Origin of the sequence: Streptomyces sp. NPDC001407 (assembly GCF_042895325.1) — a bacterium.
GTDB lineage: Bacteria > Actinomycetota > Actinomycetes > Streptomycetales > Streptomycetaceae > Streptomyces.
Window position 1 is genome coordinate 1 of record NZ_JBIAWF010000039.1, and the last position, 13,298, is coordinate 13,298.

The window sequence follows — 13,298 nt, forward strand, 5'->3', positions numbered from 1 at the left end:
GTTGGTTTGGGGTTGGCGGGGGGGGGTGGTGGGTTGAAACCCCCCCCCCCCCCCAAAACCCCCGGGGGGGGGGGGGGGTTGGGGGGGGGCGGCGGGGGGGCGGGGGGGGGCCCGGCGGCGGCCGCGCGCGTCCCCTCCCCCCACGCGCCCTCCCGGCCACCACGGCCAGGAGGGCGCTCCCCTCCCGCGTGATCGGAGAACCCCGATGGACCCGCTGAACGCCCAGTCCGGCATGCCCGAGTCCGAGGCCGCAGCCGAAGCCCGCCGCCTGATCGACGACTGGGCGAGCAAGCCCGTACGCCACCACCCCACCTCCTTCCGCGACGACACGGAGCCGCCGGCCTTCGGCACCACCCCGCCCGTGAAGCAGGACGACCAGCGGATCGTCCCGGCCTGGGCGGCCGGGATCGCGGTGGCCTCCATCGGTGTGGGCGCGGGGATCACCGGCATCGGCTGCGGCGCCTGGCTCGTGCTCCAGGGCCTGGCATCCGCCACGTTGAACGGCGTCCTGATGGTCACCCTGCCGCTCGCGGGCCTGGCCATGGTCACCACCGCCATCGGCGGCGTGATCAGCAAGGCTCGCTCCGCCGTCACCAGGAACGTCTACGAGGGCCCGGTCACCCACCACACCGAGATCCACAACAACAGCAGCACGCGCGGCATGTTCTTCGCCCGCACCCGCAACGAGATCCGCTGACCGACGCCGGCCAGCCCGCCACCGCTCACCTCCGACTCCAGCAAAGGAGCAGCTGCACCATGTCCAGCAACGACGAGCAGATGAACGGCCAGCACCGCCCGAACAGCATCCTCGACCAGCTCGAACTGCCCCAGGCCCGCAAGGACAAGCAGCGCCTCGCCCGGCTGCGTACCGCGTGGAAGGAGTCCTGGCAGGAGGGCGGCTTCCTCTACCAGCGGTGGGAGGAGGTCTTCCAGGCCCGGCACGCCAGCTGGCACGGGATCGCCAACTGGATCAAGGCGGCCGCACTGGTCGCCGGGATCAGCCTCATCGTCCTGATGGTGGACACCGCCGGCGACATCGCCAGCGCCACCCTCAATGGCCTGTCCGCCGCCCCGGCCCCCGGTGCCGGTGACGGCAGCGGACTGTGGGGCACGGTCGACCACCCCATCCAGGTGTTTCTCGCCGACCAGGCCGCTCACCTCTCCGTCGCCCCCGCCGCCCTCTACGCCTTCTGGCAGCTGACCGGACTGCTCGGCCTGGTCGGCGGCTTCCTCGGCAACGCTGGCGCCCGCATCGCCTGGGTGCTGTTCGGCATCGGCAGCCTCGCCATGATCTGGTCCGCCGCCCCGGCCGGAGGCCGCGCCGCCGCCACCGGGCTCGCCGCCCTCATGTGGGCACTGGCAAGCATCTTCGCCCTGCGCGGCCTGACCCTTCGGCCCATCGTCCACAACCACCCGCCGCAGTACCAGTTCAACCCCGCGCTCCACCTCCACGCCACGATCCCCGCCCCCACCCCGGCCGGTGACGACTCCGACGACGAACCCGACAACGTCCACCCGCTCCAGCGCTGACCCCGCCCCCACCCCGTCCAGCACCACCGACACCGAGCCCCGAAGGAAACCTGATGAAGCTGCAGAGCGGATTGTGGGTCGGCACCTTCCACGGAAGCCACGACGGCCTCCCCGCCAAGGTCACCGCCACCCACGACGAAACCTGCTCCGAGCCGTACGCCTGGACGTGCACCTGCGGCGCGTCCCAGTCTTTCCCCACCGAGCACGGCGTGTTCCCCACCGCCTGGCGGCACACCCACCCCACCCGCTTCGACCAGCTGCGGCAGTGGGCCGCCCGCCGGTTCCGCACCCGCACCACCCGCTGAGACCTGACGCCCCGCCTGGCCCTCGCCCGCCCCGCCCAGGGGACCGGCGAGGACCGGACAGGCCGCCCGGCCGCAAGCACCACCTCGTCCCGAGCCGCATAACCCAGCCGCACCACCCGCTGCGCCCCGCCGACACCAGCACGACGTCGGCGGGGCGCAGCGCTGTCCACCGACGACTGGAGGAACTGCCCGTGCTCATCCCTCGCCCACGCCGCCGGATCGGCCGGCCTCGTCCGCAGCGCCCCGGCCCCCGCTACCCGCAGCAGCCCCGCCGACTCCCCGGTTCCTGGGACGCGTGATGGCCGGCCAGGACGAGGACCTGGTCGACGTTGATCCGCACGACGACGGGTCGTTCCCCACCTACCGCTGGCGCCAGGCCCCCAAGGGGCTCGCGACCCGACGCCAGCTGCGCACGATGGGCCTGCGGCCCGGCGGCCGTGACCCCGTCGCCCAGATGACCTGCCGGAACGGCAAGCGCGTGGCCTACCTGTACCGGGTCGACCTGGCCGTCCCGAAGATCCCGATGACGCTGGCCAAGGAGGCCGCGCTCGACAAGGCGATGGCAGCCCGGCAGACCTGCCCGCAATGCCACCGCCGCTACTACCACTGCCTGCGCCTGCGCACCGTCGGCTCCTGCGAGGAATGCCACGACGGCACCCCAGCCGACCCGAGCACCTACACCGCTCCCCCGGCCACCTGCCGCCTGGCCGCCTGAACAACGAACATTCCGAAGGAGAACCCGTGTCACTCAGCCTGTTCACCCGCCGCCCCGACGTCCTGGACCCGGCGATCTGGACGCCGCCGGGCACCACCGTCGTCCAGCGCTACCGCGCCGTGGAAGGCGCCACTGTCCTCGTCTACACCGCCGACGGCGACCGCGGCACGTCCTGCTTCGCCGCCGCCTGTCTCGGCTGCACCCTCCGCGCCGCCAACAGCAGCAGCCGCGTGCGCTTTTCGGAAAGCGACGCCGCCGGCCTCGCCAACACCCACGCCGCCAACTGCCGCGCGATGGCCCGGGGCGTCCCGGTGGCCCCCGACGACGACCAGGCCGCGGAGATGGTGCGCTCCCGGTTGTGGAGCCTGCGCGAGTACGCCACCAGCGCCCGCTCCGTCAGCCTGAGCGCCTTCCACGCGGACCGCGTCGACCTGCAGCGCCCGTCCGACTTCATCAAGCAGACGATGCTCCAGCTGGTGCGCGACGAACCGGACTTCCTCACCACCGAGCCTGACTTCAGCGGCACCGGAACCCGCTCCCTGGTCCAGCCGCACCCGACCCTGAGCTGATCCGGTGCGCGCTCGAACCCCTCTCCTGCTGGCCGCTGCGCTGCTGGTCGCGGCCACCACGGCCGCCGCCGCTCTCAAGGCTGGCGCCATGGAGCTGACCCTCTCCCGGCATGCCATTCGGTTCTCCCCCAGGCCCCGCCGCAACTGCCCGGACTGCCACGGCGAAGGCGGCTGGTGGTCGGAGGGCCTGTACCCGGGCGGAGAGCTGTGCTGGTGCTGGGACCGGCCGGTGCGGACCCTTCAGCTCCTGCCGTTCCCGAACCGGCCGGACGAACCCCCGTTCTGACGCATTCATCCACGGAAGCCAACCCGGGCGGCCCGCACCACCGGCGGGCCGCCCACTCATGCCACGACAAGGAGAACGCTGCCCATGACGACCCCTACGGTCCCCGCCTCCGACATCGACAAGAACCTGGACACCGCCTGCGCCTCAGTCGCCAGCGAGATCGGCCGCACGGACGGAAAAGCGTCCTTACTGCTCGCCTTCAACGGCGCCGTGCTCGCCGGCCTCGGCTCCGTCGCCGACAAGGACCTCCCGCCCACGACCAAGGTCTTCGGCACCTTCGCCATCCTCGCCTTGGGCGCAGCCGCCGTGCTGCTGCTCCTGGTCGTCCGGCCCCGCCTGCGCGGCGCCGACCGGGCCTCCTTCCCGTACTGGGCTCGCCTGGACGAGGACGAGATCCGTGCCTGCATGGATGACGACACCCGTGCCGCCCGCATCCGCGTCCTGTCCACCCTCGCCGTGAGCAAGTACCGCCACCTGCGGCGCTCCGTCGACCTGATGCTGGCCGCCCTGGCCCTGCTTGCGCTGGCCGCCGCCAGCCTCGCGCTGTAACGGCGGCCCCGGGGCCCACGCCCCGCGCCCGCATCGACCAGCACGCTGCCGCCTGCTACGCGATCCCCCGCCCCAACACGGCAGCTGCCTGATCTCGGCCTCCTCGACCACTCGCCCGCTTTAACCCAGGAAGGACACCCACGCATGAGCATCACGATCACCAACACCTACGGCACCGCGCACAACGTCAGCGAGACCAACCCGGCCAACGTCACGAGCTGCGACTACTACCGGCTTCCCCTCGTCGGCACCATCGCCCCCGGCAACCCCGGCTACGAGGACATGGTCGAGATCCTGAAGGACACCGGCCACGACACCCGCCCCGAGGGGTATGGGCTGATCTTCCTGGAGTCCGAGGAGTTCAGCGCGACGTACTTCGGGTCGATCGAGCAGATCGAGAAGTACAAGCGCGAGAACATCGACGGCAAGGCGACCTTCGACGCCTCGCAGGGCGTCATGTACGCACAGTGGCCCCACGGCAAGGGCTGGGACGACTTCCTCCCCCGCGTCTTCTGGAACGTCAAGGCGCGCGGTGCCATCGCGGACGGCGTCGGCCTCGTCACCGCCTTCGCGCACACCGAGACCCCGGGCGCCGAGGTCATCGTCTACGAGTTCGAAGGCACGTGGCTTCCCGGCGGCACGCCGGAGCAGATGGTCACCTACCACTGCACCGCCTGCCACCTCGACACGTTTCACGACGGCGGGCATGTACACGAGAACACCGGCCCCGACCGCCGCCGCTGGGCCGCCCGCCAGGCCCGCCAGCACATCATCAGCGCCGCCCGACACGGCGTCGGCGACAACAACAGCGCATGCCGCCCCCACAACGGCGAGATGCTGCGCGTCGTGAACGCGGTCGCCCGCGACATGTGGGGCACCACGGGCAACGCCCTTCCGGACACCGACGACGCGTACTGCGCCACCAAGGGCCCCTGCTCGATCATCCGCGAACTCCGTGCCGGAGTCCGCCCGCCCGTCTACCGCGCCTGACCGCCGACCATCGAGCGCTTGGCCGACGACACCGTCGACCAGGTCCTCGCCGACATCAACGTCAGCCAGGCCGTTCGTCTGTACTCCCACGGCCGGGCCGCCGACCTGGCCGTGGCCGCCCAGCACCACGCCCGCCAGTCCTGCCCGCGCTGCCACGGAGACGGCGGCTGGTGGGCTGTGACGTCGGCAGAGGTGCTGGCTCCCTCTTCACACGGGCTGCGTCTGCTGGACCGCCCATGCACTCGACCCTCAAGGAGAGACCCAATGCCCTCGTTCCTCTACGGGGACCTGCCCGAGAACGCCCTGATCGTGCTGATCGGTGCGAGTGGTGCAGGAAAGTCGGCGCTGGCCGGCACCTGGCCCGCCTCCCAGGTCCTCTCGCTCGATGCCCTGCGTGGTGCGGTCAGCGACGACCCCGGATGCCAGGAGGCCACGGACGACGCCGTCGACGTCCTGCAGCTCCTTCTCGAGCGCAGGATGGCGCGGAAGCTGAACACGGTCATCGACGCGACGAACGTGGAACGGGAGGTGAGGGCCGGTCTGGTCGCTGCGGCCAAGCGGCACCACATGCCTGCGGTCGCGGTCGTCGTCGCCACGCCGCCCTCGGTCTGCGTCGACCGGCAGCGCTCGCGCCCGGCCAACCGGACCGTGCCGGACGACGTGGTCCGCGTCCAGCACAAGGCGATGGTCCACTCCACCCCTCGCCTGGCCAACGAGGGTTTCAACCAAGTCGTGTTGGCCGACAGCCTCTACCGCCTGGAGCCGTACCTGCAGCGGCTGAGCGCGGACCGGCTCGCCGACCTCGGGCTGGACGACAGCGAGGGCCTGGGTGACCTGCTGCTCCCCCGCGGCTTCTTCGGCCCGGAGATCCTGCCACTGTGGCGCTGGAAGCCGGGCTCCTGTCTGGCCGGCGGTGACCGCGTCGCGGAGATACGCCTCGGCCAGCAGCGCCTCACCCTCGCCTTCCGCGAGAACATCGACGGCGAAGGCGACAACGGTTTCGACGTCCTGCTCCCCTGCCCGGCCGACCCCGAGTGCCAAGGCTGCGCCTGGGCGCCGGTCTACAGCATCACGGACCTGCACCGCGCGCTGAGCGGCGCTATGGACAACGACCCGGACATCACCTGCACCGTCCACGGCCCGCACGGTGACGAGGACCAGGACGACGACCTCGAAGGCCGCGCCGACCTTCAGTCTCAGTACGCCGAGGCGGTCCGGGCGTGAGCAGGGCCGCACCCGGACCGCACCCGCACCCCCTCACCCCGGCCGAACTCCCCGACGGTGACGCGTGGTTCCACGGCTGCCCGGACTGCCACCTGCCGATCCAAGGCGGTGCCGCTGGCCTCGCTGCGCACCGCCGCACCGTCCACTCCCACCGCGACGACCCGCGCATCCCCATCACGATCCGGCTCGACTTCTGACAAGGAGACCCTCATGGCCGTCCAGACCAGGACCGACACCTTCGCCGCGCTCCGCGACTGCTTCGCCACCGACCTCGCCGCCCTCGTCGGCGACCAGTCGCAGCGCGGCACCACCCCGAACGACTTCATCGACCTCGTCGAAGAAGTCCGCGACGTCCTCGGTTCGTCCAGCCTCGGCAGCTGGCAGGACGCCAGTGAGGAACTGGACTCCGCCGTCAGCTACCTCACCGACGCACTGACCAGCCCGGACGGCGATCAGCGCTCGCTTCTGGCCTGGGCGCGCACCCATCTGCGCGACGGCATCGCGACGGCCAGCTGATCCCTGCCTGAGCTGAGCGCACTCTGTGCCGCCCCGGACCCGCACCCGCCGGGCCGGGGCGGACGCAGTGGCCCCTCAACCACGGACAGCACGAGAGGAGATGGACGTCATGCCCATGCCCTACTACGAGGTCGACGTCCCGATACACCGCACCGATCAACCCGGCCTGAGCGGTGTGCACGTCTTCACCGGCCGCGCCGACAGCCGCAGCGCGGCCGTACGGATCGCACACGAGGTCTACGACGCGGCACGCGCAGCCCGGGACGCCGGACTCGAGATCCCCCACGGACGGCCGGACGGCTGGGGCGCCTGCGGCTACCGGCCCGGCTGGGAGCTCGACTGGCCCGCCGCGACGGTCGGCCGCTGGAACAACTCATACAGCTGGACCCGCGCCGACGTCGAGCTGTAGCTCTGCCCCGGGACAGGCGCCAAGGCGTGGAAACCAACCGCCTGTCCCGGGCCCACCCAACCCGTACAAGACGAGAGGGAGACCCTCAGTATGGACTCCGTCCCGCACAACCGGGGCAGGATCGGCTCACGCGCACTCCTTCTGGCCACCGCCCTCGTGCCGTTGGCCAGCTGGGCGGTGCACGCCATCGCGCTGCACAAGCAACTCGCTGCCACGCGGAAGGACCCGCTGACCGGCCTGCTGCGCCGCGACGCCTACACCGCCCGCGCCCGCCGGATCCTCGCCCGCCACAGCGACACCACGGCCGTGGTCATCGTCGACGCCGACCACTTCAAGCGGATCAACGACACGGCCGGGCACCCGGCCGGGGACGCCGTACTCGCTGCGTTCGGCGCCCGGCTCACCGCCTGGGCGGGCCCGCACGCCGCCGCCGGCCGCCTCGGAGGCGATGAGTTCGCCGTGGTCCTGAACCTGCCCGCCGACCGCCGTGCGCACCGCCTGGAGCAGCTGGTCCGGATGCTGCACACCCCGGTCGCCCTGGACGACGGCCGCACCATCGACGTCGCCGCCTCGATCGGCGCCGCGACCACCGACGTCCTCGGCACCCGCGACCTGACCACGCTGCAGAGGGCGGCCGACGCGGCCCTGTACGACGGCAAGCACTCCGGCCACGCGGTCCTCGCCACCGCCGCGCACACCACGGTCCCGTCCATCAACGGACGCCGCGCCGGGCGTCCCGGCACGGCCGTGTGGGGGCGAGCGGCATGAGCACCGCCACCCTTCCGCCGGCGGACGACTGGATCCGCGGCATCAGCCTCAGGCAGCCGTGGGCCACCGCCATCGCCACCGGGGCGAAGACGATCGAAAACAGGCCGCAGCGCTGGTCCTGGCGCGGCTGGCTCCTGCTGCACGCGGGCCAGCAGATCGACCGGCCCGCCCTGCGCCTGCCGTTGGTCGCTCGCACGATCCGCGGCCGCGACCTGCCGACCGGCGCCGTGATCGGGGTCGCCCGGCTGGCCGGCTGCCACCAGGACCCGGACGGCGCGCCGCCCTGCACCGAGTGGGCGCAGCCCGGCCTGTGGCATCTGGAGGTCGCCGACGTCCAGGAGCTCGCCCTGCCGATCCCTGCACGCGGACAGCTCGGGCCCTGGAAGCCCACCGAGGACCTGGTCGCTCAGGTCCTCCAGCAACTGCCCGGCCTGCGGCCGTGAGCACCCGCCGTCGCGCCGCACCCGCACCGCCCGAGCCGCCCGCCGTACCGGTCCGTCTCCTGGACTGGCACGACGGGGCGCACTTCGCCTGGCCCGAGCGGTGCGTGCTGTGCCGGAAGACCACTCCGCTGAGGTCCCACGACGGAGAGGCCGTGCACAAGACATGCGCGGAGCTCTGGAATGCGGCGCACCCCGGCGAGACCCGGTTCGTCTCCGACCCGCCCAAGAGCGGCCAGAGCAAGGACCATGCCTGACTTCCCCTCCAGACCGGAGGCCCCCATGAGCAGCACCGATCGCGACGTCGACCACGCCCTCGCCTACCCCGAGCCGCCCGCCTCCCCGCTCTGGCACCGCCACGGCGCGAAGGCCCGCCCGCTCACCCCCGAACAGCAGCGGCGCAACCGCGAGCTGCTGGACATCGCCCAGCGCACCACCCGACCCCGCTCCTCTCGCCCCACCGAGACCCTGGCGGAGGCCAGCTGATGGACACAAAGCACTGCGCCATCGACGGCTGGGTCGACGCGATCCCCGCCCCCGGCCCGCGCGGCACCGCCACCTTCGACCTGATCGTCCGGCCCGCCGACATCGACACCGTCGACGAGGATGCCCCCGACACAGTCGTCGCCTGCACCAGTGGCAACCCCCGGATCACGCACGAGCTGCTGACCGGCATACAGCCCGGCGACCTGCTGCGTGCGACCGGCACCCTGATCCAGCCGTCAGCGCCCGGCGAGCCCGCCCGGCTCACCGTCGACGGCCTGGAGGTCCTGGACACCGCGCTCATCCCGGTCCTGCGGGAGATGGTGCTCGACAGGTACGGCGACTACGTCGTCATCTTCGACGCCGACACCGACGCCGTGCCCGTCTTCACCGCGCACGGGGCATGGGTCGGCCTGGCGGAGAACCCCGACGCCATCGCCACCCTCATCGACATCCACGAGCGCGTGAACGGTGGTGACGCCTGATGGCCGCCGCCACCGCGCAGGCCCGAACCGTCCTGGAGCAGTTCCCCGCCGGAGGTCCCCGCGGCTCCTGGCCAGCCGAGGAGTATGCGGCCGCCCAGCGCGCCCAGGGCACCAGCGCTCAGGTCGTGATGGACATGCCCAGTAACCAGTTCCTCGTGGTCATCGACACCACGCAGTAGCACCACCCCGGAGCGCCGCGCCCCGCCCCTCCCGGCCGGGCGCGGCGCTCCGTGTGTTCCCGCCCCTCATCACCGAGCAGGAGGCTTCCTTGCGCACAATCCGTCTGACCTCGTTCGGCTACCTGCACCTGCCCACCGGCCCGGACGGCTCCCCCGTCCCGCCCGCCGCCGACCGGATCGAAGACGTCCGCGACCGACTCCGCGACCCGGCCGCTGCCCGCGACATCCTCGACCTCGACGGCCTCAACCCCCGCGTCCAGGACGTCGTCCTGAACACCCCCGGCGCCCGCGAGCTGCTCGCCAACCTCGCCGACTACGCCGACCTGCCCGTCGGCCCCAGCCGCATCGCCATCGGCTGTGCGGGAGGCCGGCACCGTGCCAGCGGTCTTACCGAACTCCTGGCCCGAGCACTCCGGGACCGCGGCCGCGAGGTCGTAGTCGAGCACCTGCACGTCCATCTGCCGCGCGTCCTCAAGACGCCCGCCGACCCCCGCACCGCCAACACCGAGCAGGAGACCGCCCGATGATCCGTCGCTTCCGCCGCTGCGGCCACGGCCCCGGCGCCCTCACCCCCGAGGACCAGGCCGTCGTCGACCAGTTCCGCGTGATGCTCGCCGCCGTACGCGCACCGGAGCCCTGGACGCCCGGCCGCGCCCAGGACATCGCCGTGCGCGTCGGCCCGTTCATCGAGCGCGCACACACCCGGCCCGGCGACGACCACGGCCCCGACCTGATCGCTGTGGCCCTGGTCCACCCCGACACCCCGCACGCCGCGGCCTACCTCCACGGCCGTCAGCTCGGTTACGCCAACCGAGGCTGGCTGCGCTGTGAGACGACCGCGATCCTCGGCGCCTGGCAGCCGGCCTACGCGATGCTCACCCACGCCGCCGCGCACCTGCCCCTCCCCGACGACGTCGGCATGGCCCCTGCCCACTACGGCGTCCACGTCGAAGCCCGCCGTGCCGACGGCACCGGCTACGTGCTGCTGCGCCTCGGGCCCTACCCCCAGACCTGGCTGGCCTCCCGCGACGCCGACCGCCTCAACACCGAGCTGGAAGGCCGCGCCGCCCTCCTCATCACCGGCTTCACCGTCACCGCGAAGGACGCAGTGTTCGACGTCAGCGACCACGACAGCTACGCCGACCCGCACGGCGCCGACGTCGCCGCGCTCCTGGCCGACGCCATCAAGGGGGTGAGCGTGTGACCGCCCCGGCCCTGTACGAGATCGAGACCAGCGAGGGCGACGACGGCAGCATGCACCCCGTCGAGCAACTCTGGTCCCCTTGTGCCGACGACGCTGCCGACAGAGGGTTCATTGCCCACCGCGGCCTTCACGTCACCGGGATCGACGATCCCACCGACGATCACCTCTACCCGGTCGCGTTCCTCGTGCTCGGGCACCAGAGGTGGGCCGACATCATCGAGGCCGCCGCCGCGTACATGGCCCGGGTCCACGGCTGGCGGAACCTGCACCTCTACCCCGGCGACGACCCCTCGGTCCTCATCCCCCGCATCCCGCGCGCCGTCCACACCCACGGCGTCTTCTTACGGCACCCCCACCCGGACCACGGCTGCGGGTGCGAGTGGGACGACACCTGGCGCATGGTCTGGGCGCCAGCCACCGAGCCCGGCGCTGTCCCAATCACCGCGATGCGGCACCCGGCCGCCCCGGCGACAGCCGCCGGCCTTCCCAACCCCGATGAGGGCGCGCCCGCGACCTGGGCGACCTGACGCCCGCACCACCTCGAAGCCTCGCTTCCGGCCGCGTGTCGGGAGCGAGGCTTTTTGTGTTTCCGGATCCGGATTCGTCAACTCCGCGTCGTCCGGCCCCCGATGGATCATGCTCCCAGGCGTGGACTCCCCAATTGGGGAGTGAAGCCCCGAGCCCAGTCCTGCCAAGGGTTCCGGGTGTGCCAAGATTCCTCTGCCGCGCACGGTGCGGTCCACACATGAGCAACGAGGAAGGGCACCCCCGTGCTGAACCCAAGCGCAGCGCAGGTCGAACCCCCCGAAGGCAGCACAGCCGTCGGCACGGGCAAGGGCGGCGTCGGCAAGAGCACCGTCGCCGCGCACCTCGCCGGCGAATCCGCTGCCGCCGGACACCGCACCCTCCTCATCTGCGTGACCGGCCAGGACGACGACGACCTCGGCATCAAGCGCTACGGCCGCGGAATCCACCCGCAAGGACCCTCCGCCATAGACGGTGAGGGCTTGTACCGGGCCATCCACGACCGCACCCCGCTCCAGCCGATCCGGGAAGTGCGCCCGAACCTCGACGTGCTTCCCGGCGGCCCCAAGGTCGCCGACGTCGCTAACGTCCTCATGCTGCGGATGATGCAGGAGGGCCCCACCGTCGTACTCAGCCTCGCCCGGTCCCTCGCACCGATCGCGCCCCTTTACGACCGGGTGATCTTTGACAGTGCCCCGGAGAACGACGCCCTCGAACAGCTGGTGCTCGCTAGTACCAAGACCCTGATCGTGCCGACCCGCTCCGACGAATCCTCGATCAAGGGCATGGAGCGCATCAGCCGTAATTTCAAGGTCGTTAAGCAGCAGGTGAACCCGTACCTCGAGATGGCCGGGGCCTTTTTGTACGGCTCGAACCGCTCCGCCACCCTCATGCACAACGCGGTCCGCAACGACATCCGCACCACGCTGGGCGAGGGCACCCCGATCCTGGACACCATCGTCGGCTACCGGGAAGTCCCGGCGCGCAACGCCCGTAAGAAGGGCCTGCTGTTCGGCGAGTACGCCGACCTGCTCCCCACGTCCGCGACTCCGCGCGACGTAAAGGCCGGCCGCGCGACCGAGGCCGACGTCGTCCCGGAGACGATCATCCCGCTCTCCAAGGAGATGCGGGAGCTGACCACCGAGATCTTTGAACACCATGGGAGGACGGCCTGATGGGCCTGTTCGACGTCGACACCCCAGCGCAGCAGCCGCAGGGAGCAGGAGGGCTCTTCGGAGGCGGCCTGCCCGCTGTGGCTGCTGCGGCGAGTGTCGTGGTCCAGCCGCTGCCCGGCACGACGCTCGCTTCCATCCCGGCGCCGTACCAGCCCCATGGCGGGGGAGAGCTCTCGGACCAGGAGCGCCAGGACCTCGAAGCCTGCAAGGCCGGCGTGGAAAACCTCCGCAACGCCTTCTGGATCGCCGGGAAGTCGCTGGAGACCATGCGCACGGCGGAGCTGCACCGGGAAGAGAACCCGAACTTCGCGGAGTGGATCTGGGAGAACTGGGAGATCTCCGAGTCGCAGCTGTACCGGCTCATCGACGAGTGGCGCGTCGGGGAGGCCCTCGCCAACCTCGGCCACAAGCCCCTGGAGTCCCAGGTCCGCATGCTGACAGAGGTCCGCCGCCAGACGAGCGACAAGGTCGCAATAACGATCTACGACACCATCGCCCGGTGCGCTCCCCGCGTCACCGGGAAGCTCGTGGAGGACATCGTCGACAAGCTCGGCCCCCTGCCAAAGGACCTGGACGCGGCCGAGGCCAGCCGCCTCGTACGAGAACTCTTCGCCGCTCAGGAGCAGGAAGCCGGAGCCGAGAGCTCCGCCGAGGGCGGCGAAGTCCACAACATCACCTCCATCGGCAACGACTCCCCAAATGGGGAGCCGGACCGACAGGCCAGTAACCGCAAGGCCGCCACGTCCAACCCCAAGGACATTCAGCGCCTGAAGGACGCCCTCGCGCTCCTCCAGCAAGCGGCCAAGAAGGTGAGCAAGACCGCCACGAAGCGCATCGTCGAGAACGACCCCGACACCGCCGTCCCTCTCGTCAAGGCCATCGGCGAGGCCCTGCTGGAGGTCGACAGGGCGTTCGCAGTCCGTCTCCCCAAGCAGCAGTAACCAGA

General features: G+C 71.6%; 23 protein-coding genes. All 23 read left to right on the forward strand.

Going from position 1 to position 13,298, the window contains the following annotated elements:
- Window positions 1–205: 205 nt before the first annotated feature.
- The 23 genes from ACFY1P_RS33085 to ACFY1P_RS33195 all read left to right on the forward strand — a co-directional run bounded on the left by ACFY1P_RS33085 (window position 206) and on the right by ACFY1P_RS33195 (window position 13,293).
- A complete protein-coding gene (locus tag ACFY1P_RS33085) occupies window positions 206–697 on the forward strand; it encodes a hypothetical protein (protein WP_390752725.1) in 492 nt (163 codons plus the stop codon).
- A gap of 59 nt (window positions 698–756) precedes the next feature.
- Window positions 757–1,530: a hypothetical protein gene (locus ACFY1P_RS33090; protein WP_390752726.1), complete on the forward strand. Its 774-nt coding sequence runs from the start codon at window positions 757–759 to the stop codon at window positions 1,528–1,530.
- 53 nt (window positions 1,531–1,583) lie between these two features.
- On the forward strand, window positions 1,584–1,835 hold the full coding sequence (locus ACFY1P_RS33095; RefSeq protein ID WP_390752727.1) for a hypothetical protein: 252 nt from the start codon (window positions 1,584–1,586) through the stop codon (window positions 1,833–1,835).
- Between the two features lie 298 nt (window positions 1,836–2,133).
- On the forward strand, window positions 2,134–2,550 hold the full coding sequence (locus ACFY1P_RS33100; protein WP_390752728.1) for an RRQRL motif-containing zinc-binding protein: 417 nt from the start codon (window positions 2,134–2,136) through the stop codon (window positions 2,548–2,550).
- 26 nt (window positions 2,551–2,576) lie between these two features.
- A complete protein-coding gene (locus ACFY1P_RS33105; RefSeq protein ID WP_390752729.1) occupies window positions 2,577–3,119 on the forward strand; it encodes a hypothetical protein in 543 nt (180 codons plus the stop codon).
- 4 nt (window positions 3,120–3,123) lie between these two features.
- Window positions 3,124–3,405 (forward strand): hypothetical protein, encoded by a 282-nt coding sequence (locus ACFY1P_RS33110; RefSeq protein WP_390752730.1) that lies wholly within the window; start codon window positions 3,124–3,126, stop codon window positions 3,403–3,405.
- An 84-nt stretch (window positions 3,406–3,489) separates the two neighbouring features.
- Window positions 3,490–3,954, forward strand: a complete 465-nt coding sequence (locus tag ACFY1P_RS33115) for a Pycsar system effector family protein (RefSeq protein ID WP_390752731.1) — start codon at window positions 3,490–3,492, stop codon at window positions 3,952–3,954.
- A 144-nt stretch (window positions 3,955–4,098) separates the two neighbouring features.
- Complete coding sequence (locus ACFY1P_RS33120) at window positions 4,099–4,944, forward strand: hypothetical protein (RefSeq protein WP_390752732.1); 846 nt, start codon at window positions 4,099–4,101, stop codon at window positions 4,942–4,944.
- A 264-nt stretch (window positions 4,945–5,208) separates the two neighbouring features.
- Window positions 5,209–6,168 (forward strand): AAA family ATPase, encoded by a 960-nt coding sequence (locus ACFY1P_RS33125; protein WP_390752772.1) that lies wholly within the window; start codon window positions 5,209–5,211, stop codon window positions 6,166–6,168.
- The gene (locus tag ACFY1P_RS33130; RefSeq protein ID WP_390752733.1) at window positions 6,165–6,365 is read left to right on the forward strand and encodes a hypothetical protein; all 201 of its coding nucleotides are present in this window, start codon (window positions 6,165–6,167) and stop codon (window positions 6,363–6,365) included. Before ACFY1P_RS33125 ends, ACFY1P_RS33130 begins: the two co-directional genes overlap by 4 nt.
- A gap of 13 nt (window positions 6,366–6,378) precedes the next feature.
- Complete coding sequence (locus ACFY1P_RS33135; protein ID WP_390752734.1) at window positions 6,379–6,684, forward strand: hypothetical protein; 306 nt, start codon at window positions 6,379–6,381, stop codon at window positions 6,682–6,684.
- A 109-nt stretch (window positions 6,685–6,793) separates the two neighbouring features.
- A complete protein-coding gene (locus tag ACFY1P_RS33140; RefSeq protein ID WP_390752735.1) occupies window positions 6,794–7,093 on the forward strand; it encodes a hypothetical protein in 300 nt (99 codons plus the stop codon).
- A gap of 90 nt (window positions 7,094–7,183) precedes the next feature.
- Complete coding sequence (locus ACFY1P_RS33145) at window positions 7,184–7,861, forward strand: GGDEF domain-containing protein (RefSeq protein ID WP_390752736.1); 678 nt, start codon at window positions 7,184–7,186, stop codon at window positions 7,859–7,861.
- Window positions 7,858–8,304, forward strand: coding sequence for a hypothetical protein (locus ACFY1P_RS33150; RefSeq protein WP_390752737.1), 447 nt, complete (start codon window positions 7,858–7,860; stop codon window positions 8,302–8,304). Before ACFY1P_RS33145 ends, ACFY1P_RS33150 begins: the two co-directional genes overlap by 4 nt.
- Entirely contained in the window at window positions 8,301–8,558 is a 258-nt protein-coding gene (locus tag ACFY1P_RS33155) for a hypothetical protein (RefSeq protein ID WP_390752738.1), read from the forward strand. The genes ACFY1P_RS33150 and ACFY1P_RS33155 overlap by 4 nt, the downstream gene beginning before the upstream one ends.
- Window positions 8,559–8,583: 25 nt before the next feature.
- A complete protein-coding gene (locus tag ACFY1P_RS33160; protein WP_390752739.1) occupies window positions 8,584–8,787 on the forward strand; it encodes a hypothetical protein in 204 nt (67 codons plus the stop codon).
- Window positions 8,787–9,269: a hypothetical protein gene (locus ACFY1P_RS33165; RefSeq protein WP_390752740.1), complete on the forward strand. Its 483-nt coding sequence runs from the start codon at window positions 8,787–8,789 to the stop codon at window positions 9,267–9,269. Before ACFY1P_RS33160 ends, ACFY1P_RS33165 begins: the two co-directional genes overlap by 1 nt.
- Complete coding sequence (locus ACFY1P_RS33170) at window positions 9,269–9,448, forward strand: hypothetical protein (RefSeq protein WP_390752741.1); 180 nt, start codon at window positions 9,269–9,271, stop codon at window positions 9,446–9,448. Before ACFY1P_RS33165 ends, ACFY1P_RS33170 begins: the two co-directional genes overlap by 1 nt.
- Before the next feature lie 89 nt (window positions 9,449–9,537).
- Window positions 9,538–9,975 carry a hypothetical protein gene (locus tag ACFY1P_RS33175; protein WP_390752742.1) on the forward strand — a complete coding sequence of 146 codons (438 nt, stop codon included), beginning with the start codon at window positions 9,538–9,540 and terminating at the stop codon, window positions 9,973–9,975.
- On the forward strand, window positions 9,972–10,652 hold the full coding sequence (locus ACFY1P_RS33180; RefSeq protein WP_390752743.1) for a hypothetical protein: 681 nt from the start codon (window positions 9,972–9,974) through the stop codon (window positions 10,650–10,652). The genes ACFY1P_RS33175 and ACFY1P_RS33180 overlap by 4 nt, the downstream gene beginning before the upstream one ends.
- Window positions 10,649–11,179 carry a hypothetical protein gene (locus ACFY1P_RS33185; protein ID WP_390752744.1) on the forward strand — a complete coding sequence of 177 codons (531 nt, stop codon included), beginning with the start codon at window positions 10,649–10,651 and terminating at the stop codon, window positions 11,177–11,179. Before ACFY1P_RS33180 ends, ACFY1P_RS33185 begins: the two co-directional genes overlap by 4 nt.
- 243 nt (window positions 11,180–11,422) lie before the next feature.
- Window positions 11,423–12,352, forward strand: a complete 930-nt coding sequence (locus ACFY1P_RS33190) for a ParA family protein (protein WP_390752745.1) — start codon at window positions 11,423–11,425, stop codon at window positions 12,350–12,352.
- The gene (locus ACFY1P_RS33195; RefSeq protein WP_390752746.1) at window positions 12,352–13,293 is read left to right on the forward strand and encodes a hypothetical protein; all 942 of its coding nucleotides are present in this window, start codon (window positions 12,352–12,354) and stop codon (window positions 13,291–13,293) included. Before ACFY1P_RS33190 ends, ACFY1P_RS33195 begins: the two co-directional genes overlap by 1 nt.
- Window positions 13,294–13,298: the final 5 nt, after the last annotated feature.

Bases quoted from the DNA above. Each gene is read 5' to 3' on its own strand.
- ACFY1P_RS33085 (WP_390752725.1), top strand. From the start codon at position 206: ATGGACCCGCTGAACGCCCAGTCCGGCATGCCCGAGTCCGAGGCCGCA.
- ACFY1P_RS33090 (WP_390752726.1), top strand. From the start codon at position 757: ATGTCCAGCAACGACGAGCAGATGAACGGCCAGCACCGCCCGAACAGC.
- ACFY1P_RS33095 (WP_390752727.1), top strand. From the start codon at position 1,584: ATGAAGCTGCAGAGCGGATTGTGGGTCGGCACCTTCCACGGAAGCCAC.
- ACFY1P_RS33100 (WP_390752728.1), top strand. From the start codon at position 2,134: ATGGCCGGCCAGGACGAGGACCTGGTCGACGTTGATCCGCACGACGAC.
- ACFY1P_RS33115 (WP_390752731.1), top strand. From the start codon at position 3,490: ATGACGACCCCTACGGTCCCCGCCTCCGACATCGACAAGAACCTGGAC.
- ACFY1P_RS33120 (WP_390752732.1), top strand. From the start codon at position 4,099: ATGAGCATCACGATCACCAACACCTACGGCACCGCGCACAACGTCAGC.
- ACFY1P_RS33125 (WP_390752772.1), top strand. From the start codon at position 5,209: ATGCCCTCGTTCCTCTACGGGGACCTGCCCGAGAACGCCCTGATCGTG.
- ACFY1P_RS33135 (WP_390752734.1), top strand. From the start codon at position 6,379: ATGGCCGTCCAGACCAGGACCGACACCTTCGCCGCGCTCCGCGACTGC.
- ACFY1P_RS33140 (WP_390752735.1), top strand. From the start codon at position 6,794: ATGCCCATGCCCTACTACGAGGTCGACGTCCCGATACACCGCACCGAT.
- ACFY1P_RS33145 (WP_390752736.1), top strand. From the start codon at position 7,184: ATGGACTCCGTCCCGCACAACCGGGGCAGGATCGGCTCACGCGCACTC.
- ACFY1P_RS33150 (WP_390752737.1), top strand. From the start codon at position 7,858: ATGAGCACCGCCACCCTTCCGCCGGCGGACGACTGGATCCGCGGCATC.
- ACFY1P_RS33160 (WP_390752739.1), top strand. From the start codon at position 8,584: ATGAGCAGCACCGATCGCGACGTCGACCACGCCCTCGCCTACCCCGAG.
- ACFY1P_RS33165 (WP_390752740.1), top strand. From the start codon at position 8,787: ATGGACACAAAGCACTGCGCCATCGACGGCTGGGTCGACGCGATCCCC.
- ACFY1P_RS33170 (WP_390752741.1), top strand. From the start codon at position 9,269: ATGGCCGCCGCCACCGCGCAGGCCCGAACCGTCCTGGAGCAGTTCCCC.
- ACFY1P_RS33180 (WP_390752743.1), top strand. From the start codon at position 9,972: ATGATCCGTCGCTTCCGCCGCTGCGGCCACGGCCCCGGCGCCCTCACC.
- ACFY1P_RS33195 (WP_390752746.1), top strand. From the start codon at position 12,352: ATGGGCCTGTTCGACGTCGACACCCCAGCGCAGCAGCCGCAGGGAGCA.